Below are 17,828 nucleotides of genomic sequence, written 5' to 3'. Positions count from 1 at the left end.
TGATTTTATATTCGAAATAACTTAAACAGGATTTTATTTTACAAACTCCATCAAACCAAAACGATTGGCCTGGTGCACATTTTTTTCAATCTCGTAAATGGGAAAAATGGTGCTGGTGGAACGGCGCTCACCCTCGGCGTCGTTTCTGTCCTGACGAACGGCAAGGAAAGCCCATTTATTTCCGGGCTGCACGGGTGAAAATTTTTCAAGGCCCCCAAAGTTTTCCAGCGGAATTGCCATTTCCATGGACCAGCCTTTGTCAATATCCGAATTGTCGTTGATGGTTCCGTTTACCTGTACCTCCACCTGGTATTCTGGATTAAACGATTTCATGGCCACACTTTGCCCGGGCAAAAAATCGTTAAAATACACAAAATCGTTAGCAGCTTTGTACAAATTAAGTTCGTAGCCAATGTGCGTATCCAGGCTATCTGGAACGGTAATAAAAAACACTTCAGCGCAGTCGTCGAAATAAGGTTGCCCATCGCGTTTGGTTTCGCGTGCGGTAATGTATTTATCTTCAGCTTCGAAAAAAACATACAAATTGCGGTCGTCCCACAACATTCTGAACAGCATTTTTTGCCGGTCGTCCGGTTTTTCAACCCGATAAAAATAATTAAAGGCGCGGGCCTCAGTCTGGCTCCAAACGGCTTCATCCATTTTGCCATCAACAACTATTAATTGATTGGCTTTTTTTACTTTAAATACGGGTTGTTCGCCAAGTACCAACTTTTTGGTTGCTTGTCCAATTGCTGTTGTTCCGGTAAATACCAGAAACACACCAATTATTGTAATTTTTATCCAATTCATATTTATCATGTGTTAGTTTTCAGTAAATAGATTTGGAAACAAGGCCTTAACATCAAGCGTATCGCCGGTTTGTTGCTGCCATTTAAAAAATTCGCTGCCCAAAGTCGGAATTATCGTTTTTGCAATATTGCTCCCCATCAGGTTATTCATTTCCCATTTATCCTGGTTAAGATTATACAATTCGGCCTCGGCAGCCTGCGTGTATAAAATCAGTTTATAATTGTTATGCACAATTCCGCGCTGATCGTCGAACATTCCCATATAAATTGAGTTGTGCGGACTTTCGTTTGTTTTTGCCTGCAAAACCGGGAGCAAAGATTTAAACTCCATGTATTCGGGCACATCGGTATCCAGCATTTCAAGCAGAGTTGGATAAATATCCTGTAAATAAACGCATTTGTTAAACTTTTTGCCTTTTGAAATACCGGGTGCACTGATAATAAGCGGAGCAGTTGCACTTACATCGTACAAACAAACTTTTCCTGCCACGCCGTTTTCGCCAAAATTTATTCCCTGATCCGACATAAAAACAATGATGCTGTTGTCGTAATTTCCTGTTTTTTTCAGTGCTTCCAGAATATCACCAATTCGTTCGTCCATGTGGCTAACCATAGCATTATTTTGCTGGTAACGGGTTCGCATTTCATTACTGCTGAGCGGATTTTTTGAGTAGTTGTATTTAATATTTGGGTGCAAGGGCCCGTCTTTTACACTTGGCGGAAGTTTAATATTTTCCGGTGGATACATATTGTAATACTGTTGCGCGGTTTTGCGTGGCACATGTGGTGCATTAAATGCTACATACAAAAAGAAAGGCTCGTTTTCTTGTGCTGCCTGATTGATAAATTCAACCGCTTCCTGCCCTACCACATCGGTTAGGTGCCCTTGGTTGGTGTAATAATCTTTTAACTGTCCGGGTAAAATATGCCCATAGTGATGAAACATCTCGCGAGGGTTCTTACCCAGAGCGTGCCATTTTCCGGTAAAATAGGTGGTATAGCCCACTTGCGCCAAACGCTCGACCAGCGAAGGGCCCGGTACATTTTTGGCACTCAGTTGTGCGGCCCGCCAAACCGAAACACCGTTAAAAAGCATGGTTCGGCTGGGAATACAAACTGCGGGGCTCCAACAGCCCATGTTGTAGGCTGAAGTAAAGTAAACTCCCTCTTCGGCAATTTTATCAATATTGGGTGTAAACACCTTATCCCAGCCATAGGCACCAACAGCCAGGTTGCTCTGGTCGTCAGATTCAATAAGTATAATGTTTGGCTTTTGTGCAACAACCCGTAAGGCCACAATGGCTATTAAAACAATAAAAAAAAGCTTTCTCATAGTTCCGTTCCTATTTTTCATAAATCTCCAGCGGCAAACCATCGGGGTCGAAAAAGAAGGTAAATTTTTTGCCACTCAAAGCATCAGTTCTTACCGCTTCGGTTTCCACGCCGTTCTTATTCAGTTTAAAAACAGTTTCCTCAATACAATCCACTTCGAAAGCCAGGTGCCGCAATCCCCGGGCTTCGGGCTGATTTACCCGCTGCGGAGGGTTCGGAAAAGAAAACAATTCAATTACGTAATCGCCTCCCAATGCCAGGTCCAATTTCCACGAATCCCGCTCTTTACGGTAGGTTTCCTGAAGTGTTTGCAATTCGAGTATTTTCGTATAAAAATGTTTTGATTGCTGATAATCAGAACAAATTATGGCAATATGATGGATTTTATTCAACATCAGTTTATCTGTTTTTTATTCACATAAAATTTTTCAACACTTCCGTTTTTCACATCATTAAGTATGAATGGTTTGCGCGCATCTTCATTTTCAATAAACACATGGAAATTCTCCACATAAAGGCCATCCAAATGGCGCGCATAAAGTGCAGAAGCCGGTAAAGTGCCCACCAGGTAAAACTCGGGCCAGTGCTTTTTCACCACTTCCAGGCTGTATTCTTTTACTTCTTTAGCGGCATCTTCGGCTGTTCCGCCACCCGAAATTGTAAACTGTACATCTTTCAGCACAACATTCTCAATATCGTTTCCGGGGTATCCGGTAAAAAAGAAGCATGAATTTTTGTCGAGCTTACGGTTATCAACCACAATATTGCTGAAAATCATGTTGTGCATCCGGTTCAGCGGCTCGTAGGTTCCTTCGGGCACATCAACACAAGCGCGTTGCTGGCTAAAGGTCATAAAAACAGGGCGAGGAACGTTCTCCATCACCAGGTTGGTAAAGGTCATGTTTCGCATTTCGCCACCTTCGCACTGCTGAATTTTCAATCCCGAATCTTCAATGTTTTTAAAAGTGCAGTTGCTAACCGCCACCTGTTCAATATTTCCACGCGAGAGTAATCCGATTCGCATTCCGCCCCATTTGGTTTCGAAAATGCAATTGGTAACCACCACATCGCGGCAAGGTTTATTGGGCAATGAAGCCTGCAGGCAAATAGAATCATCAGAATTACTAAACGAGCAGTTTGCTACCCGAACATTGGTGCATCCGTCAAAATCCAAACCATCGCCGTTTTTATTGGCCCAGCTGCTGATTCGTATTCCTGAAACGGCAATTTCGTTACAATACAAAAAAGCTGAAGTCCATGCTGCCGGATTTTTTAGGGTGATGTCGTTTAGGTGAATGTTATTGCAGTCTTTAAAACGCAGCAACATGGGGCGTTGGTTGGTAAATTCGGCCCCATTTCCATCGATGGTTCCATAGCCTTCAATAGCAAACGAGTTGGCATTTTCGGCATAAATTAAACAGCGGTCCATGTGCGATTCGCGCTTGTACATAATTTTATGGGTATCGGTGGCGTAATCCTCAATATGTGGGCTTCCCAATAATACAGCACCGGTTTCGATGTTCAGGTTAACAAAATCTTTGAGGTAAATGGTTCCTACCAGCACTGTTTTACCCGCCGGAATAACTACCTGTCCTCCCCCGTTTTGGGTACAGGCATCAATAGCTGCCTGAACAGCTTTTGTATCCAGCGTTTTGCCATCGGCCCTGGCGCCAAAATCAATAACATTAAATTGTTTGGCCGAAACAGTTAAGGCTAGCAAAAACATAAAAGTAATGCAGCCCAATTGTTTTAGATTCATATTAGTTTATTGTTGGTTAGTTGCAAAAATACCAAGAACCTGCTCAAACAGGGAGGGGAAAGTAAAGCAATTGCAGGGGGGAATTTTTTTGAAAACAAAAAACCCGGGTCAAGCCCGGGTTTTATCGTATATTTTTACGGTAAACTATTTTAATTGTTTTGATTGGATGCTTGTAGTAATTGTTTTTGCTGCTCCAAGATCGGCACTTCTTTTTGACGGAACCGAACCGCCAATTGTTATTTTGTAGTCGCCTTTGGGTAAAAAGTTTTCACCCTGCTCATCAACCTGATAAAAGGCTTCTTTTGAAACTGAAAATTCAACTTTGGCTTGCTCTCCTGATTTTAAACTCAAACGTTTAAATGATTTTAAGGCGTAAAGCGGATAGCCTTTACCGGCCAGTGGCGATGAGATGTAAAGTTGTGCCACCTCATCGGCAGATATTGTCCCGGTGTTTTCTACAAGTGCCGAAACAATCACTTTATCACCCTCGGTAGCTGAGGTAATATTTGAATAGGTAAAATTGGCATAACTTAAGCCAAACCCAAAGGGAAACAGCGGTTCTTTCTCCATATAGCGGTAGGTGCGTCCGGCCATGGCATAATCATCGTATGGTGGTAAATCTTCAACCGAATAAGGCACGGTAAATGGCATTCTTCCTGATGGAGAAACATCGCCAAAAATAATATCGGCGACGGCGTTACCACCTTGTTCGCCCGGATACCAGGCATAAATAACGGCATCGGCCATTTCATAAACTTCAGGAATAATAAGCGGGTTACCACAGGTGATAACAACAATTAAAGGCTTATCGCTTTTTGCGCGTATTTTTTTCAGAAAATCAACCTGGTTTTGTGGCAACCGGGCATCAATATGGTCGCCTTTCAGATTCGAGGCAATGGCCTCTCCTTCTTCACCTTCCCACATGCCATTTATACCCATCACTGCAATACAGGCATCGGCTGCGGCAGCTTCTCCGGTGGTCCAGTCAATTGGATTGGCATTAACATGCCAGGGCATTTGCCCAATTTTATAGTTGATGCTGGTACCCACACTTACTTTGGCAGCAATACCGTCGAGAATGTTAACACTATTGCCCGTTACGCCAAAGTAATTCCCAAGCAGGGCTTCTTCGTTGGCAGCCTGCGGTCCTGTTACAAAAAGGGTTCTCAAATCTTTTTTCAGCGGAAGTACATTGTTTTCATTTTTTACCAGTACCACCGATTTTTGTGCGGCCTCAAGAGCCAGGTCTACATGCTTTTGGCAGCCAACCACTTCGGGTCCAATTTTATTAAAAGGCACTTCCTCTTCCGGATCGAACATGCCCAAACGAAAACGTGTTTTTAGCAATTGTTTTAATACCGTATCAATGTCTGTTTCCGATAACAGTCCCCTTTCCAGGGCCTTATCCAGGTGTTTGAAGGCATTTCCACAGTTCAGGTTCATTCCGGCTTTTATAGCCAAAGCCGACGCTTCGGCAGCATCTTTTGCCAAACCATGAAATCGCCAGATATCGTTTACGGCACCACAATCGGAAGTGAAATAACCATCAAAACCCCAATCGTTGCGTAATACTTCGGTCATCAGGTAGGGGCTGGCACAACAGGCTTCGCCATTGGTGCGGTTGTAGGCCCCCATCACCCCTTCCACCTTTGCTTCGGTTACCAGTGCTTTAAAAGCAGGCATGTAAGTTTCCCAAAGGTCTTTCATCGAAACAACGGCATCAAATTCGTGCCTTAAGGCCTCGGGCCCCGAGTGCACCACATAATGTTTGGCACAAGCTGCAGCCTTCAGGTATTTCGGATGATCGCCTTGCAGGCCTTTTACAAAAGCTACTCCAATTCTTGAAGTCAGGTAAGGGTCTTCACCATAGGTTTCCTGACCACGTCCCCAGCGCGGATCGCGAAACAAGTTGACGTTGGGCGACCAAAAGGTAAGGCCAGAATATTTCGACCGATTATTGTTGGCGATAGCCACATTGTATTTTGCGCGTGCTTCGTCTGCAATTGCCGAGGTTACACGAAAAATCAGTTCTTCATCAAAAGTAGCTCCCAGGCCAATTGCCTGTGGGAAAACTGTTGCACGACCGGTACGTCCTACTCCATGTAAACATTCGTTCCACCAACCATAACGCGGAACATTTAAACGCTCGATGGCAATGGCTTCATCCAATAATTGTGAACATTTTTCTTCAATAGTCATTGAATTTACCAGCGCATCGATACGCTCTTCCATAGGTAAATTGTAGTCGAACCAGTCGAATTCGGTGTTTTGTGCATTGCCTGCCAGTTGAAAACAAGCAAACAAAAGCGATAAAAGAATTATCCTCTTCATGATTTCTAATTAGTGAGTTAGTTAAAATTGTTCTGTTCTATTCTGTAACAAAGTAAATATTTTCGCCTGCGAACACCAAACAATTAATACAAAAAGTTGGCCTTCGGAATTCATTGCGTACTTAACTCAAAGCCATTTAACCAAACTCCATTGTTTTCGCCAGCATCTTTATAAACGATTTTTACCGGACTTCCATCTGTCTCAAAAATAACTTCAGCATGCCCCGGATTTGGATTTTTAAACTGCAATTCCTGCCCTTCAGAAACCGGAATATTTTTAATGATTGTTTGCCCGTTTTTATCGTTTACCCTTGCATTTATACTGCGGGCATAAGGCAATGTATGAATGCGGACTGTTTTCAATTTCTCGCGGTTAGGATCCATGCTATCGGTGTTGGAACGTGGCGCGTGGTGGTAGCTTTTGAGCTTGTATTTTCCGGCGGGTAATCCGGAAAACATCAATTCAAGCCCCTCGTCGTCAATTCCAAGAACTCCTTCTCCATAAACAAAACCGTATTTTCCAATCACATTCATTTCGCTTAACCAGCGCAACACACCGGCTCCAGAAGCTGTTTTTACCTCGGCTTTAAACCCGCCCAGTTCTTTAATCGCTATTTCCGATGTTTCATTGTCTTTACCGTTCCAGGGCAGCCACCCAAATTGCAGTAACTGGTCGGCAGCGCCCATATCCACTTTTACTTTTTCGAAATCGTAGATAGGGTAAGCATTTTTAAGCACCATATTTGTTTCATCGGCAATAGTTTGTGCTGAAGCTGTTGCCGGTTTTAACCCCTGCGAACTGGCGGTAACCATAATCTTTCCGGGATTTTTACCGGCCTGAATAAGAACTGACGCTCCTCCTCTTTTCACTTTTAAGGGATTGGAACCAATATTTTCGGTATCGCCAACAATTTTTGCATCGCCGCTTATCTCAAATTTTATTTCAGCTTCCGAATCGCGAATAATCATTCCGTTAGCATCTACCACTTCGGCATGTCCCACCAAAATATCTGAACCATCGGCCACAAAATTACGACCTTCCTTATCAAGCCAAAACTTTATGGCAGCGGGTTTGCCGGGTGTGTATATGGTTTCTTCCGCAATTACTTTTCCGTATTGCAGCCCCTTGGCAGTGAGTTTTCCCGGCTCGAAATTTTTAACCGCTATTTCGTAAGGAGGATGATCGAGCCCCTGGTACTTCAATGCACCCGACGGACGGTATTTTCCTATTGAATTATCGTTAACAAACAGTTCTATTTCAGGGCAATTGCTGTATATGGTAAGTTGCTGCACTCCTTCCTCCCACTGATCTGGAAAATAAATCATTGGTGTATCTTTTAATTCGGTAGGATACCACATTAAATCCTGACGTTTGATGTAACGGAACGAATCCCACATTCCGGCACGGGTTCGGTCGTCAAAATTGCCAATATCGTGAAAAGTGTAGTAAGCATGAGCCACCCATGAAATCATACCGGGCATCATGGGGTCGCGTTTGTATTGGGCAATAACTTCGGGCCCCGAGCCCCCTTCCATAGCCAGCAGTGGTTCGTTTCTTTCCCACATAACCGGTCCGTAATTCATATTGGCATAAATATCGGTTACCCACGAGGTTTGCCAACCGGTCCAGCGGCTGCTTTGCGAGGCAGTAAGGCGCGTTGGGTCTTCTTGTTTTATGGTGTAATGTGTTTGCGGAACGGCACCCCGGTGGTTAATTCCAGCTCCCCAAATTACCACCGACGGATGATTACGGTGGTTGCGCACCATAACCCTGGCGGCCTGTTCCCAGTTGGTGTACCACTCTTTTTTTTGCGAAATCGAAATCCAGGTTGGCGCTTCTTCGTAAACCAAAATTCCCAACTCATCGCAGGCCCTCATAATTTCATCGTCGTGCGGATAATGCGCACAACGCATTACGTTAAAGCCCATGTTTTTGAAATCGAGCATATCTTTGTAATGCAACGAATTGGGCATGGCATCTCCAATATAGCCGTAGTGCTGATGACGATTATAGCCGATAAGCTCAATTACTTTTCCGTTTAGTTTGAACCCTTTTTCCGGATCGAGCTCAAATTTACGGATACCCAGCGGATTATCCACGGCATCAATGGCTACGCCGTTTTCAAGCACCAATGTATTTACTTTGTACAAGTATGGATTATCCACATCCCACAGCTGCACATTTTCTTCAATTCCGCCAATTTGATTAAACACAAGCTCGGCGCCGGGAACAATGTTCTGTGTTTCTTCGAGTTTCAGCACCACAAAGCCCTCTTGATCGATTACCCGATTTACAACCGTTGCTGTGCGTGCAATTTTACTCTCGTTTTTAACCGCTGTTTTTATGTTTATGGTAGCATTTAGATTTACCGGATCAACCGATGGTGTGGTAATTGTTACCCCTGAATTTATCGATTCGATGTTAAAAGTAATACGCATGCAATCGGTTTCCACCAAATAAACATCGCGGTACAAGCCACTGAATTTAACATAATCAAATGGGCCCGGATCGGGCGCTACCACATCATTTACGCGGTTATCAACCAAAAGGGTTACCTGGTTTTCTTCTCCATAGTTTACAACATCCGACACATCAAAAATAAAAGGCGTATAACCACCAAGTGCATGCTGCCCCACATGCTTTCCGTTTACCCAAAGGTCGGTTACCTGGTGGGCTCCTTCAAATTCAAGAAATACTTTTTTGAACGGATTGGCACCAACTTTTATAGTTTTTCGGTACCACCCCACTTCCCGGTGAAAAGTCGGTTGAGTTTTATCGTCCAGTACTCCATCAAGGTTAATGGTAGTAAGTTTTAGGGTATGGGGAATGTTTACTTCTTCCCAATTCGAATCATCAAAATCGCTTGTATAAAACGACTCCCCTGCATCGCCTAAATGAAATTTCCAACCCGAGTTTAATTTTTGTTTGGTGCGCTGCGTTTGCGGATAGCCCTCGGGGAGGCTTTGCGCTGATAGTTGCAAGGTTCCGAAAATGGAAATCAGAATTAGGATGAGCGTTTTATTCATTTTTTTATGATTTTACTTTTTTCTGTGTCTTGCTATTTTTAGCCAGCCAGGGAAAGGCTGTTAATCTTCTTTTACAAGTTTATACGCTCGTACCCAATCGTAATACGATGTATTTATCTGGTCGTTAAGCAGCTCCTCCTCCGTTGGTGGTTCTTCCCAATTGTAGGTTTCGGTTACAAGGTGCATATACATTGGAGTATCGAATGGTGTTTTTGAATAAGTGGTATCAGGATGCATGGTAAATTTAAATTCACCATCCAGGTAAATGTGAATATTATTGGCATCTTCCCACCAGCAGCCATAAATATGAAAGGCTTCGTTTGCTGCCGGTACAATCGGGCAGGTTCCTCCGGAAGAAATATACTTATGCTTACCATTTTCATCGTTATGAATAAAGTGAGTATTTGAATGTAGAATATTTCTGAAATCATTTTTCAATTTCTGCATCCCTACCAACTCGGCAATATCAAGCTCTTGATGAATTCCTTTCGGGTCATTCTTTTTGGCTTTATTTTTAAACCAAAATGTGGTAGACATGGAAATTCCGGAAGCTTTTATTCGTGATTCGTAGTAGCCATAATGAGCATCTTTAGCCACCGAAGCCACTGCTCCGCCAACGATATTGTACTTATCTTGTTTTTCCTTGTCTTCTTTGCGCAAAATATCGTTTTTTATTTGCAGAAAACCATCTTTTACAGAAACCGTACGTGCACGGAAGGTTGCCGGTGGACGACCATGCACCCAATAGGGCGAGCGGTCGTACCACTTGGTTTTATCCAGTTTATCGCCGTTAAATTCGTCGGAGAACTTTTCATTTTTTACCCATTTGTAACCTTTGGGCGCTTTGGGTGGTTGGGCACTGGCAGCAAAGGTTGTCAGCAAAAGCAAGGTAAACAGTAATGTTATTTTATTCATGGTTTAGATTTTTAAAATGGCTTCCGAACAAGCGGAAAGCCAGGTTATTATTTTAATAATCAAGAAAATAAGAAATCTGCCACACCGTGTTTACGGGCAACAGACTTCTTTTACTCCACTTTTTAAAGTGCCAATTATTTATTCGCGTATTTTTATCTGTTGCTGCATTATTTCTTTTTTTCGCCGGCACATGCCGCACGAATGTATTTCTCTCGTTTTTCTACATCGTTTTCCACATTATCAATGTGTGGATCGTGCCATTTTGCCGGAACAGTTCCTTTTGTCCACTGCTCGTAATCGGCCTGCAGCTCAGCCAGTTTTTCGGGCATTTGTTCGGCCAGATCATTCATTTCATAAGGATCTTCCTTTAGGTTAAAAAGGTAGATGCGATTCTTTTTAAATGCCGAGTTAACAATTTTGTAATCGCCTTTTTGTACCGCATATCCGGCCCCATCAGAATAACGCCAGAAAATTACATCGTGTGGTTTTCCTTTGTTCTCGCCATTTACAAATGGCAACAGGTTAACTCCATCCAGTTTTTTCTCAGGATATTCAATACCGGTAGCGGCCAGAATTGTAGGATAAATATCCAGCGCCGAAATGGAATTCAGGTAGCGGTTGCCGCCATTAATTCCTTTTGGCCAGCACGCCAAAAATGGCACACGAATTCCGCCTTCAAATAATTTGCCTTTATTGCCACGGAAAGGCAGGCTTCTGGAGCCCATACCATGGCCTCCGTTATCGCTGTAAAAGAAAATCAGCGTATTTTCGTATTCGCCTGTTTCTTTTAATTTTTCAATTACTTTCCCAATTCCTACATCCATGCCAGCTACCATTGCACCATAAGCTGCACGGTCGCCAAACTCGGCATGTTCCATCATATCCAAATACTCGCGTGTTGCCTGAATTGGCGCATGTGGTGCATTATAAGCCAGGTACATAAAAAACGGTTTGTCATTTTTAGCATAAGAGTCGATATAATTAACCGCTTCCCGTGTAAAATCATCGGTTAAATAGGTTATTTCCTCCGGTTTAACAGCTTGTCCGTTTCGCATAATTTTGTGATTGGGATCTTTATCCGGATTTCCCCAGTAATTGTATCCGCCACCAAAAAATCCAAACCAATCGTCAAAACCGCGTTCGTTTGGCCAGAATTTCTCGTAATCGCCCAAATGCCACTTTCCGATGGCACAGGTTTGGTAACCGTTTTCGTGCAGTAATTCCGAAATCATTAATTCATCAACCGGCAATCCTGCTTCAGGATCACCGTGGTCGTAAGGTGTGTTATTTTCGTGCCCGAAACGTTGCTGATAACGGCCCGAAAGCAAGCCTGCGCGGCTAGGACTGCAATAAGGATGTGAGGCATATCCAGCCTGAAAGCTTACCCCTTCTTCTGCCAGTTTATCGAGGTTTGGTGTTGGAATATCGGTACAACCGTTAAAGCCCACATCTCCCCACCCCTGGTCGTCGGAAATAATGATTAGCACATTAGGTCGTTCTTTGGCAAAAACGCTGATGGCACAACATAGTGCAAGAATTAATGTTAGTGTTTTCGATTTCATATTTTTTAGTTTCTGGCCACGAGCTCCAGGCTCTCAGCGTCTATTTTGTTGTTAGTTTTATTTCGGTATTTTCCAATCCTTCGGAGCTAACTTTTACGATAATCTCCCCGGGTTCGTTGGAACTTTTAATAATTGCCTGGCACAAACCATTAAAGGCTTGCTGGCGAGGCTCCTGAAATGATGACAGATCGCGCTGATTGCCGTTACAAACGCCAACTAAGGTTCCGGCACCGGTAATTTCAAATTCAATCAGATTATCGGATAAGGGGCACAAGTTACCGTTCTCGTCGGTTAACTTTACCGTTAAGAACGATAGGTCTGAACCATCAGCTGAAATTTCGTTTCTGTCGGCTTCAACCAACACTTTTGCCGGTTTACCTGCTGTTTCTATTTCCTTTTGAATGGTAGCCTCTCCATTTTTATAGGCAATAACTTTTAGCACCCCGGGTTGGTACGGCACTTCCCACGAGAGGCGGTATTTTGTTTTGTACGTTCCTTTTGGGTATGAATGAAACTCTGCAGGAATTTCTGTTAAATCTTTCCCTTTTACTTTTTTACCATACGATTTTCCGTTCACAAACAACTCTACCTCTTCGCAGTTGGTGTAAGCAAAAACCGGTATGTTTTGACCTTCCATTCCATTCCAGTTCCAATGCGGCAACACATGCACCATGGGCTCTTCGGTCCACTGGCTTTGGTACAGATAATAGCGATCTTTTGGGAAACCGCACAAGTCAACCGGTGCGAAATACGACGAGCGCGATGGCCAATCGTCGTTCCAATAGCCATGGGTTGAATTATCGCGGCCACCATAAGGAGTTGGTTCTCCCAGGTAATCAAAACCTGTCCAGATGAACTCTCCCAAAGCCGCAGGTTCAGCTTCCAGTGCATCCCATTCGGCATCAGGTGGGTAAGCCCAAGGCGGACCAACAATTACATCGTAACTGCTAACATGCCCGGTGTGGCGCTGTGGCAAGGGGTCGATAGGCAAATGATAAACGCCCCGGCTACTGGTTTGCGATGAAGTTTCCGAACCGTAAACAATCATATCCGGATATTTCTCTTTGATTTCTTTGTACTCAATGGGCCAGTAGTTCATTCCCACCACATCGATTTCAAAAGCCAACTTGTTTTTAAAAGGTGCCGGATAGTAATTAAATCCTGCGGTTGTGGGCCGCGTGGTATCTTCATCTTTTACAATATTGTTCAGGTGTTTGGTAAGTTGCCAGCCATCAGCCACACCCTGTTCCAGAATTTCATTACCGAGGCTCCACATTATCACCGATGGATGATTGCGGTCGCGACGGACCATATCGCGTAAATCCGGCTCGTGCCACTCATCAAAATACTGGTTGTAGCCATTTATTACCTTTCCCTTTTTCCATTCGTCGAAAGCTTCAACCTGTACCAAAATTCCCATTTTATCGCAAATTTCCAACCACTCGGGCTCCGGCGGATTGTGGCTTGTGCGCAGGGCATTTACCCCCATACTTTTCATTATTTCCATCTGGCGCTCGCGTGCACGGTAGTTAAAAGCCGAACCAAGTGCACCAAGGTCGTGATGCATACAAACACCTTTTAGCAGAACCCGCTTGCCGTTTAACAGAAATCCATCGTTTGGCGTAAATTCAATGGTGCGAATGCCAAAGGGAGTTTCATAAACATCCAGCACATTCCCGTTTTGAATTATTTCTGAAACAACCTTGTATAAAGTTGGCGTTTCCAACTCCCAAAGTTCCGGGTTTGCCACTTCCAGAACCTGTTCGGTTTCTGCAAGCTTTTCGCCTGATATGTTAACCTCTTCAGCTGCACTTGCCACTTCTGCACCATTTTTGTCTTTTAAACTGGTTTTTAGCGTTACCTGGCTGGTTTGCCCGGCATTTTTTACAGTAGTTCTAATTTTCACCACAGCTTTTTCTGCCGATATTTCGGGGGTGGTAACAAAAGTTCCCCACTGCGGAATATGAACGGGATTATTATATTTTATTCGAACATTGCGGTAGATTCCTGCTCCGGGATACCAGCGCATGGCAAGGTCTTGTGGTTGCAAACGCACCGCCAAAACATTTTCTTCGCCAAATTTTATGTAGGGTGTTAAATCCAGCTCGAATCCAATATAACCATAAGGCCTGTTACCCACCTGTTGGCCATTTAGCCACACATGGGCATCATCCATTGCCCCATCAAACTCAATGGAAACCTGTTTGCCCTGCATGGCTTTTTCAACAGTAAAATGTTTGCGGTACCAGCCCGTTCCGTGAACCGGCAAACCTCCGGTGCGGGCATTGTTTTTTACGCCGTCAAACGGACCTTCAATAGCCCAATCATGAGGTAAATCGAGCTTGCGCCATTCAGCATCAGGGAAAGCTGTTGCTTCAGCGCCTTCGGCATCGCCTTTATAAAATAGCCAATCGGCATTAAAATTTTGGTCGGCAATGTGTGGTTGTTCCACCTGGCACGACGCCAGGATAGCAAAACCAAGAAGTAGTAAAAAAGTGTTTCTGATGTTCATATTTTAGGTTCTTTAATTTAAGCGTTAAAACCGGACCAATGGGCTCAATTACCGCCCCCTATTCGTGCGATACCGGGCCTCCTTTTTCCAAGGAATAATCTTTTGTGTAGCGCAGCACTTTTGGTGCACCTTCGCCTCGTGCGTATTTAATTTCTTTTTTCCAGGCTGCTCTTAATTCATTCAACACCAAGTTGTATTTTTCATCCGCGGCCAGGTTTATTTGTTCGTTCGGGTCGTTTTTAAGGTTATAAAGTTCTTCGTAAACTGCGTTTTCGCCGTTTAAAGGAGCTTCAACAAATGCTCTGTATTGCGCAATATCCGGATCGTGCTGAGCATAAAGCATGTCATTAACTTTCATACCGAGCATTTGGGCAGCCTTAATTTTTACAGAAGCTTTCAGGTTCTCATTCTTATAGTATCGTATGTATTTCCATTCTTTATTCTGAACCGACTCGCAGCGTGGATTTCCAAACTGGGTTGACCAAAGGTTTTCGGTGAAAAGGTAATCGCGTACCGTTTCGGTGTGCCCATCAACAAGGGCAGCTAAACTTTTCCCCTGAAATGCTTCCGGTTTTTCGATACCCGCATACTCGAGCATGGTTGGGGCAATATCGATGGTTTGAACCAGTTGGTCTGAAATAACACCTTTTGCCTTACCCGGTGCCATTGGGTTATAAATAATCATTGGCACATGAGTGCACACCTCGTAACACAAGGCTTTTCCGCCAAGTCCGTGTTCGCCCCAAAAAATACCATGGTCTGATGTAAAAATGATTATCGTATTTTCATCGAGGCCATTTTGTGCCAATGTTTTTCGCAGACTTCCTATTAAACCGTCAATGCCGGTAACTGCCTGGTAATTCCGGATCATTCGTTCTTTTAAGGTTTCCGGTGTATCCACATAGTTGTAGCCCTCCTGGCGCTCGTTGGCAAAATGTATCTCAGCAGGTAATTTTGGTGATTTGATATCGGCTTTAGTGATGTAATTTTCAGGCATTGGTATTTCAACATCGCGATAAGCTGTACGATACAGCGAGGAGTCGGTAGGCAGCAATTTCATGGTGCTGGTACTAGCACCGTGAGGCAGGTTAAAACAAATACTCAAACAAAAGGGTTGGTCATCGGGTCGGTTTTCCAGAAAATGTTTTGCCCCTTCCAATCGATATTCGTTGCTAAAAAAATCATCAACCCCTTCATTCATTACCTCCACCTGGGTATCGTTTTTTGCTCCCTTAAAAATTTTATGCCTGTTTTTGGGATAAAAACTCAAATGTCCGTGTCCGGCATACCAGTAATCAAACGATTCTTCCATTACTCCGCTTCCGTAACCACCATCGCCAATTGGGGCATGGTTTTTCCCGATATAACCGGTGTAGTAGCCATTTTTACGCATTACCACAGGATATGATTTTTCCCAGGCCTCATCAGACATGCTTGTACCAGAGTTAAAATTTATGCCATGCTTTCGTTCAAACTGACTTAAAAACATGGATACCCGGCTTGGTGTGCAAATGGCACTGGTTATGTGGGCATTGGTAAAAAGCACACCGTCATTGGCCAGTTTATCAATATGTGGAGTTTTTATAAGGTTGTTTCCGGTGCAACCCAACAAATCGTATCGGTGATCGTCGGTTAAAACAAATACAAAGTTGGTTTGTGCAACCGCAACATTTTTTAAGACGATGATTATAATTAGTGTAGATAAAAGTTTTAAAAACTTCATTTTATTGGCTTAAAGTTTACACAACAAAAGTACTGCGTATTGTTCAAGCCTGTCAGGGGTAAAATTTCATATTTAAGGTGGTCAATTTTTTTATTGAAACTCATTAGGTCTGGTTTAAAGGTGTTCATCGCCAAACTTGTAACTGTTCTCTGTTGTGGAAAAAACTGAACACAACAGAATCAGCTTAAAAAATTTGTCCCCTAATTTTAGGCAAATAACCTCCCTAAAGATTTAAGGCCAGCCCTTAGCTTTGTATTCATCTGAAACCTGAAAATATTTTTTAATGAAAACCATCAGTCTGCCACTTATTATCAGTGCAATTTTATTACTACTTCAAGCATGCAATACAAACTCACCTGAAAACAAAGTTGAAACCTCTTGCTGCAATCAAAAATTTGAAGAAAACTGGGAATCATTGGCGAAAGCTAATGTTACTCCGGATTGGTTTTTAGATGCCAAGTTCGGTATTTATGCCCACTGGGGACCCGTTTCAAATGCCTTTATAAATATGGATGAAAATGACCGGATGCAAGGCTGGCATGGCATGCGTATGTGGCAAAAAGAAACATCGAATTTTAAACATCATGTTGAACAATATGGCGACCCGGCCGAATATGATTACATCCATTTAATTAATCAGTTTAAACCAACAGGCTTTAACGCACAGGAATGGGCCGATTTATTTGCAGCATCCGGGGCAAAATTTGCCGGTCCGGTAGCCATGCACCACGACAACTTTGCCATGTGGGACAGCAAGACAACCCGGTGGAACTCGGTAAATTATGGTGGTGTTGACGTTTCGGCAGAACTGAAAAAAACGATTGAAGAAAAAGGCCTGAAATATATGGGCTCATTTCACCACGCATTTACATGGAAATACTTTGCACCGGCTCACGCCTATTTTACAGTAAATCCGGAAGATTACGATTTATACACTGAGCCTCATGATGTGGAATCAACTGAAGTTTCAGAACGGTTTATGGAAGAATGGTGGGCTAAACTAAAAGAATTTATCGATGTTTACCAGCCCGACCTGTTGTGGTTCGACTGGTGGCTGGAAAATCTGCCGGAAGCTGATCGCAAGAAATTTTTAGCTTACTACTATAATAAAGGAATAGAATGGGGAAAAGATGTTGCCGTTTGTTTTAAAGAAACGACTTTCCCTGAAGAAGTTGCCATTCGCGATTACGAGCGTGGCCGCCCCAACCAGCCCAAGAAACAGGCCTGGTTAACCGACACCTCGCCCGGTGCCTGGTTTTACCGCTCGAATGCCAAATTTGTAACGCCTAACGAACTGGTGGATATTTTAGTAGATATAGTGTCTAAAAACGGTTGCATGTTGCTTAACGTTCCTCCGGATCCTGACGGATCGATTCCGGAAGAAATGAAATACCTGCTGGCAGAAATGGGTGCCTGGCTAAAGGTAAACGGCGATGCCATTTACGGAACCCGTCCATGGACTGTATTTGGAGAAGGTCCTACACGTATTGCATCCGGCGGGCATAAAATCGAGGAAAAAGGGAAAATTGAATATACCAACAAAGACATTCGCTTTACCAAAAAATCGGATACTGAATTGTATGCCATTGTGATGGGTGATCCGGAAAAAGAAATACAGATAAACACTTTAAGCACACAAATTGGAGCATTAAATAACCCTATTGAAAATATTGAGTTACTTGGTAGCAATGAAACTATTGTTTGGGAACGCACCGACAAAGGCTTAATTATTACGGCTCCTAAAAATTATCCAACCGAATATGCACACTGCTTTAAAATTACCCTTGAAGGTTATAAAGAACGTGGTATTGGTGGCGAAGACGGTTAATAAAGCATAATTATAAGTAATAGGTTTGATT

11 protein-coding genes are annotated in these 17,828 nt (G+C 43.2%); 1 reads left to right on the top strand and 10 read right to left on the bottom strand.

Features of this window, described 5'->3' with window-relative positions; all coding sequences use genetic code 11:
• Nucleotides 1-33 precede the first annotated feature (33 nt).
• The 10 genes from QZ574_RS02780 to QZ574_RS02735 form a co-directional block, all read right to left on the bottom strand.
• Nucleotides 34-810: a carbohydrate-binding family 9-like protein gene (locus QZ574_RS02780; RefSeq protein WP_297086541.1), complete on the bottom strand. Its 777-nt coding sequence runs from the start codon at nucleotides 808-810 to the stop codon at nucleotides 34-36.
• Nucleotides 811-822: 12 nt separating this feature from the next.
• Nucleotides 823-2,142 carry a sulfatase-like hydrolase/transferase gene (locus QZ574_RS02775; RefSeq protein WP_297086538.1) on the bottom strand — a complete coding sequence of 440 codons (1,320 nt, stop codon included), beginning with the start codon at nucleotides 2,140-2,142 and terminating at the stop codon, nucleotides 823-825.
• A 10-nt stretch (nucleotides 2,143-2,152) separates the two neighbouring features.
• Nucleotides 2,153-2,536, bottom strand: coding sequence for a VOC family protein (locus QZ574_RS02770; RefSeq protein ID WP_297086536.1), 384 nt, complete (start codon nucleotides 2,534-2,536; stop codon nucleotides 2,153-2,155).
• Nucleotides 2,536-3,900 (bottom strand): glycosyl hydrolase family 28 protein, encoded by a 1,365-nt coding sequence (locus QZ574_RS02765; RefSeq protein WP_297086534.1) that lies wholly within the window; start codon nucleotides 3,898-3,900, stop codon nucleotides 2,536-2,538. Before QZ574_RS02765 ends, QZ574_RS02770 begins: the two co-directional genes overlap by 1 nt.
• A 144-nt stretch (nucleotides 3,901-4,044) precedes the next feature.
• Nucleotides 4,045-6,231, bottom strand: coding sequence for a glycoside hydrolase family 3 C-terminal domain-containing protein (locus QZ574_RS02760; protein ID WP_297086532.1), 2,187 nt, complete (start codon nucleotides 6,229-6,231; stop codon nucleotides 4,045-4,047).
• 110 nt (nucleotides 6,232-6,341) lie between these two features.
• Nucleotides 6,342-9,257 (bottom strand): glycoside hydrolase family 2 TIM barrel-domain containing protein, encoded by a 2,916-nt coding sequence (locus QZ574_RS02755; protein ID WP_297086530.1) that lies wholly within the window; start codon nucleotides 9,255-9,257, stop codon nucleotides 6,342-6,344.
• 60 nt (nucleotides 9,258-9,317) lie between these two features.
• Nucleotides 9,318-10,172, bottom strand: a complete 855-nt coding sequence (locus QZ574_RS02750) for a family 16 glycosylhydrolase (protein ID WP_297086528.1) — start codon at nucleotides 10,170-10,172, stop codon at nucleotides 9,318-9,320.
• A 167-nt stretch (nucleotides 10,173-10,339) separates the two neighbouring features.
• Entirely contained in the window at nucleotides 10,340-11,734 is a 1,395-nt protein-coding gene (locus QZ574_RS02745; protein ID WP_297086526.1) for a sulfatase-like hydrolase/transferase, read from the bottom strand.
• Nucleotides 11,735-11,774: 40 nt separating this feature from the next.
• On the bottom strand, nucleotides 11,775-14,246 hold the full coding sequence (gene galB / locus QZ574_RS02740; RefSeq protein WP_297086525.1) for a beta-galactosidase GalB: 2,472 nt from the start codon (nucleotides 14,244-14,246) through the stop codon (nucleotides 11,775-11,777).
• Between the two features lie 58 nt (nucleotides 14,247-14,304).
• Nucleotides 14,305-15,969: a sulfatase-like hydrolase/transferase gene (locus QZ574_RS02735; protein ID WP_297086523.1), complete on the bottom strand. Its 1,665-nt coding sequence runs from the start codon at nucleotides 15,967-15,969 to the stop codon at nucleotides 14,305-14,307.
• Between the two features lie 283 nt (nucleotides 15,970-16,252).
• Here QZ574_RS02735 and QZ574_RS02730 point away from each other — a divergent pair, with 283 nt between their 5' ends.
• Nucleotides 16,253-17,797 carry an alpha-L-fucosidase gene (locus QZ574_RS02730; protein ID WP_297086521.1) on the top strand — a complete coding sequence of 515 codons (1,545 nt, stop codon included), beginning with the start codon at nucleotides 16,253-16,255 and terminating at the stop codon, nucleotides 17,795-17,797.
• Nucleotides 17,798-17,828: the final 31 nt, after the last annotated feature.

This window comes from uncultured Draconibacterium sp. (genome assembly GCF_913063105.1).
Taxonomy (GTDB): Bacteria; Bacteroidota; Bacteroidia; order Bacteroidales; family Prolixibacteraceae; genus Draconibacterium.
This window is presented reverse-complemented; position numbering and strand designations above follow the sequence as displayed.

Excerpts from the sequence above, each read along its gene's own strand:
- QZ574_RS02780 (WP_297086541.1), bottom strand. The coding sequence starts at position 810 with ATGAATTGGATAAAAATTACAATAATTGGTGTGTTTCTGGTATTTACC.
- QZ574_RS02775 (WP_297086538.1), bottom strand. The coding sequence starts at position 2,142 with ATGAGAAAGCTTTTTTTTATTGTTTTAATAGCCATTGTGGCCTTACGG.
- QZ574_RS02770 (WP_297086536.1), bottom strand. The coding sequence starts at position 2,536 with ATGTTGAATAAAATCCATCATATTGCCATAATTTGTTCTGATTATCAG.
- QZ574_RS02765 (WP_297086534.1), bottom strand. The coding sequence starts at position 3,900 with ATGAATCTAAAACAATTGGGCTGCATTACTTTTATGTTTTTGCTAGCC.
- QZ574_RS02760 (WP_297086532.1), bottom strand. The coding sequence starts at position 6,231 with ATGAAGAGGATAATTCTTTTATCGCTTTTGTTTGCTTGTTTTCAACTG.
- QZ574_RS02755 (WP_297086530.1), bottom strand. The coding sequence starts at position 9,257 with ATGAATAAAACGCTCATCCTAATTCTGATTTCCATTTTCGGAACCTTG.
- QZ574_RS02750 (WP_297086528.1), bottom strand. The coding sequence starts at position 10,172 with ATGAATAAAATAACATTACTGTTTACCTTGCTTTTGCTGACAACCTTT.
- QZ574_RS02745 (WP_297086526.1), bottom strand. The coding sequence starts at position 11,734 with ATGAAATCGAAAACACTAACATTAATTCTTGCACTATGTTGTGCCATC.
- galB (WP_297086525.1), bottom strand. The coding sequence starts at position 14,246 with ATGAACATCAGAAACACTTTTTTACTACTTCTTGGTTTTGCTATCCTG.
- QZ574_RS02735 (WP_297086523.1), bottom strand. The coding sequence starts at position 15,969 with ATGAAGTTTTTAAAACTTTTATCTACACTAATTATAATCATCGTCTTA.
- QZ574_RS02730 (WP_297086521.1), top strand. The coding sequence starts at position 16,253 with ATGAAAACCATCAGTCTGCCACTTATTATCAGTGCAATTTTATTACTA.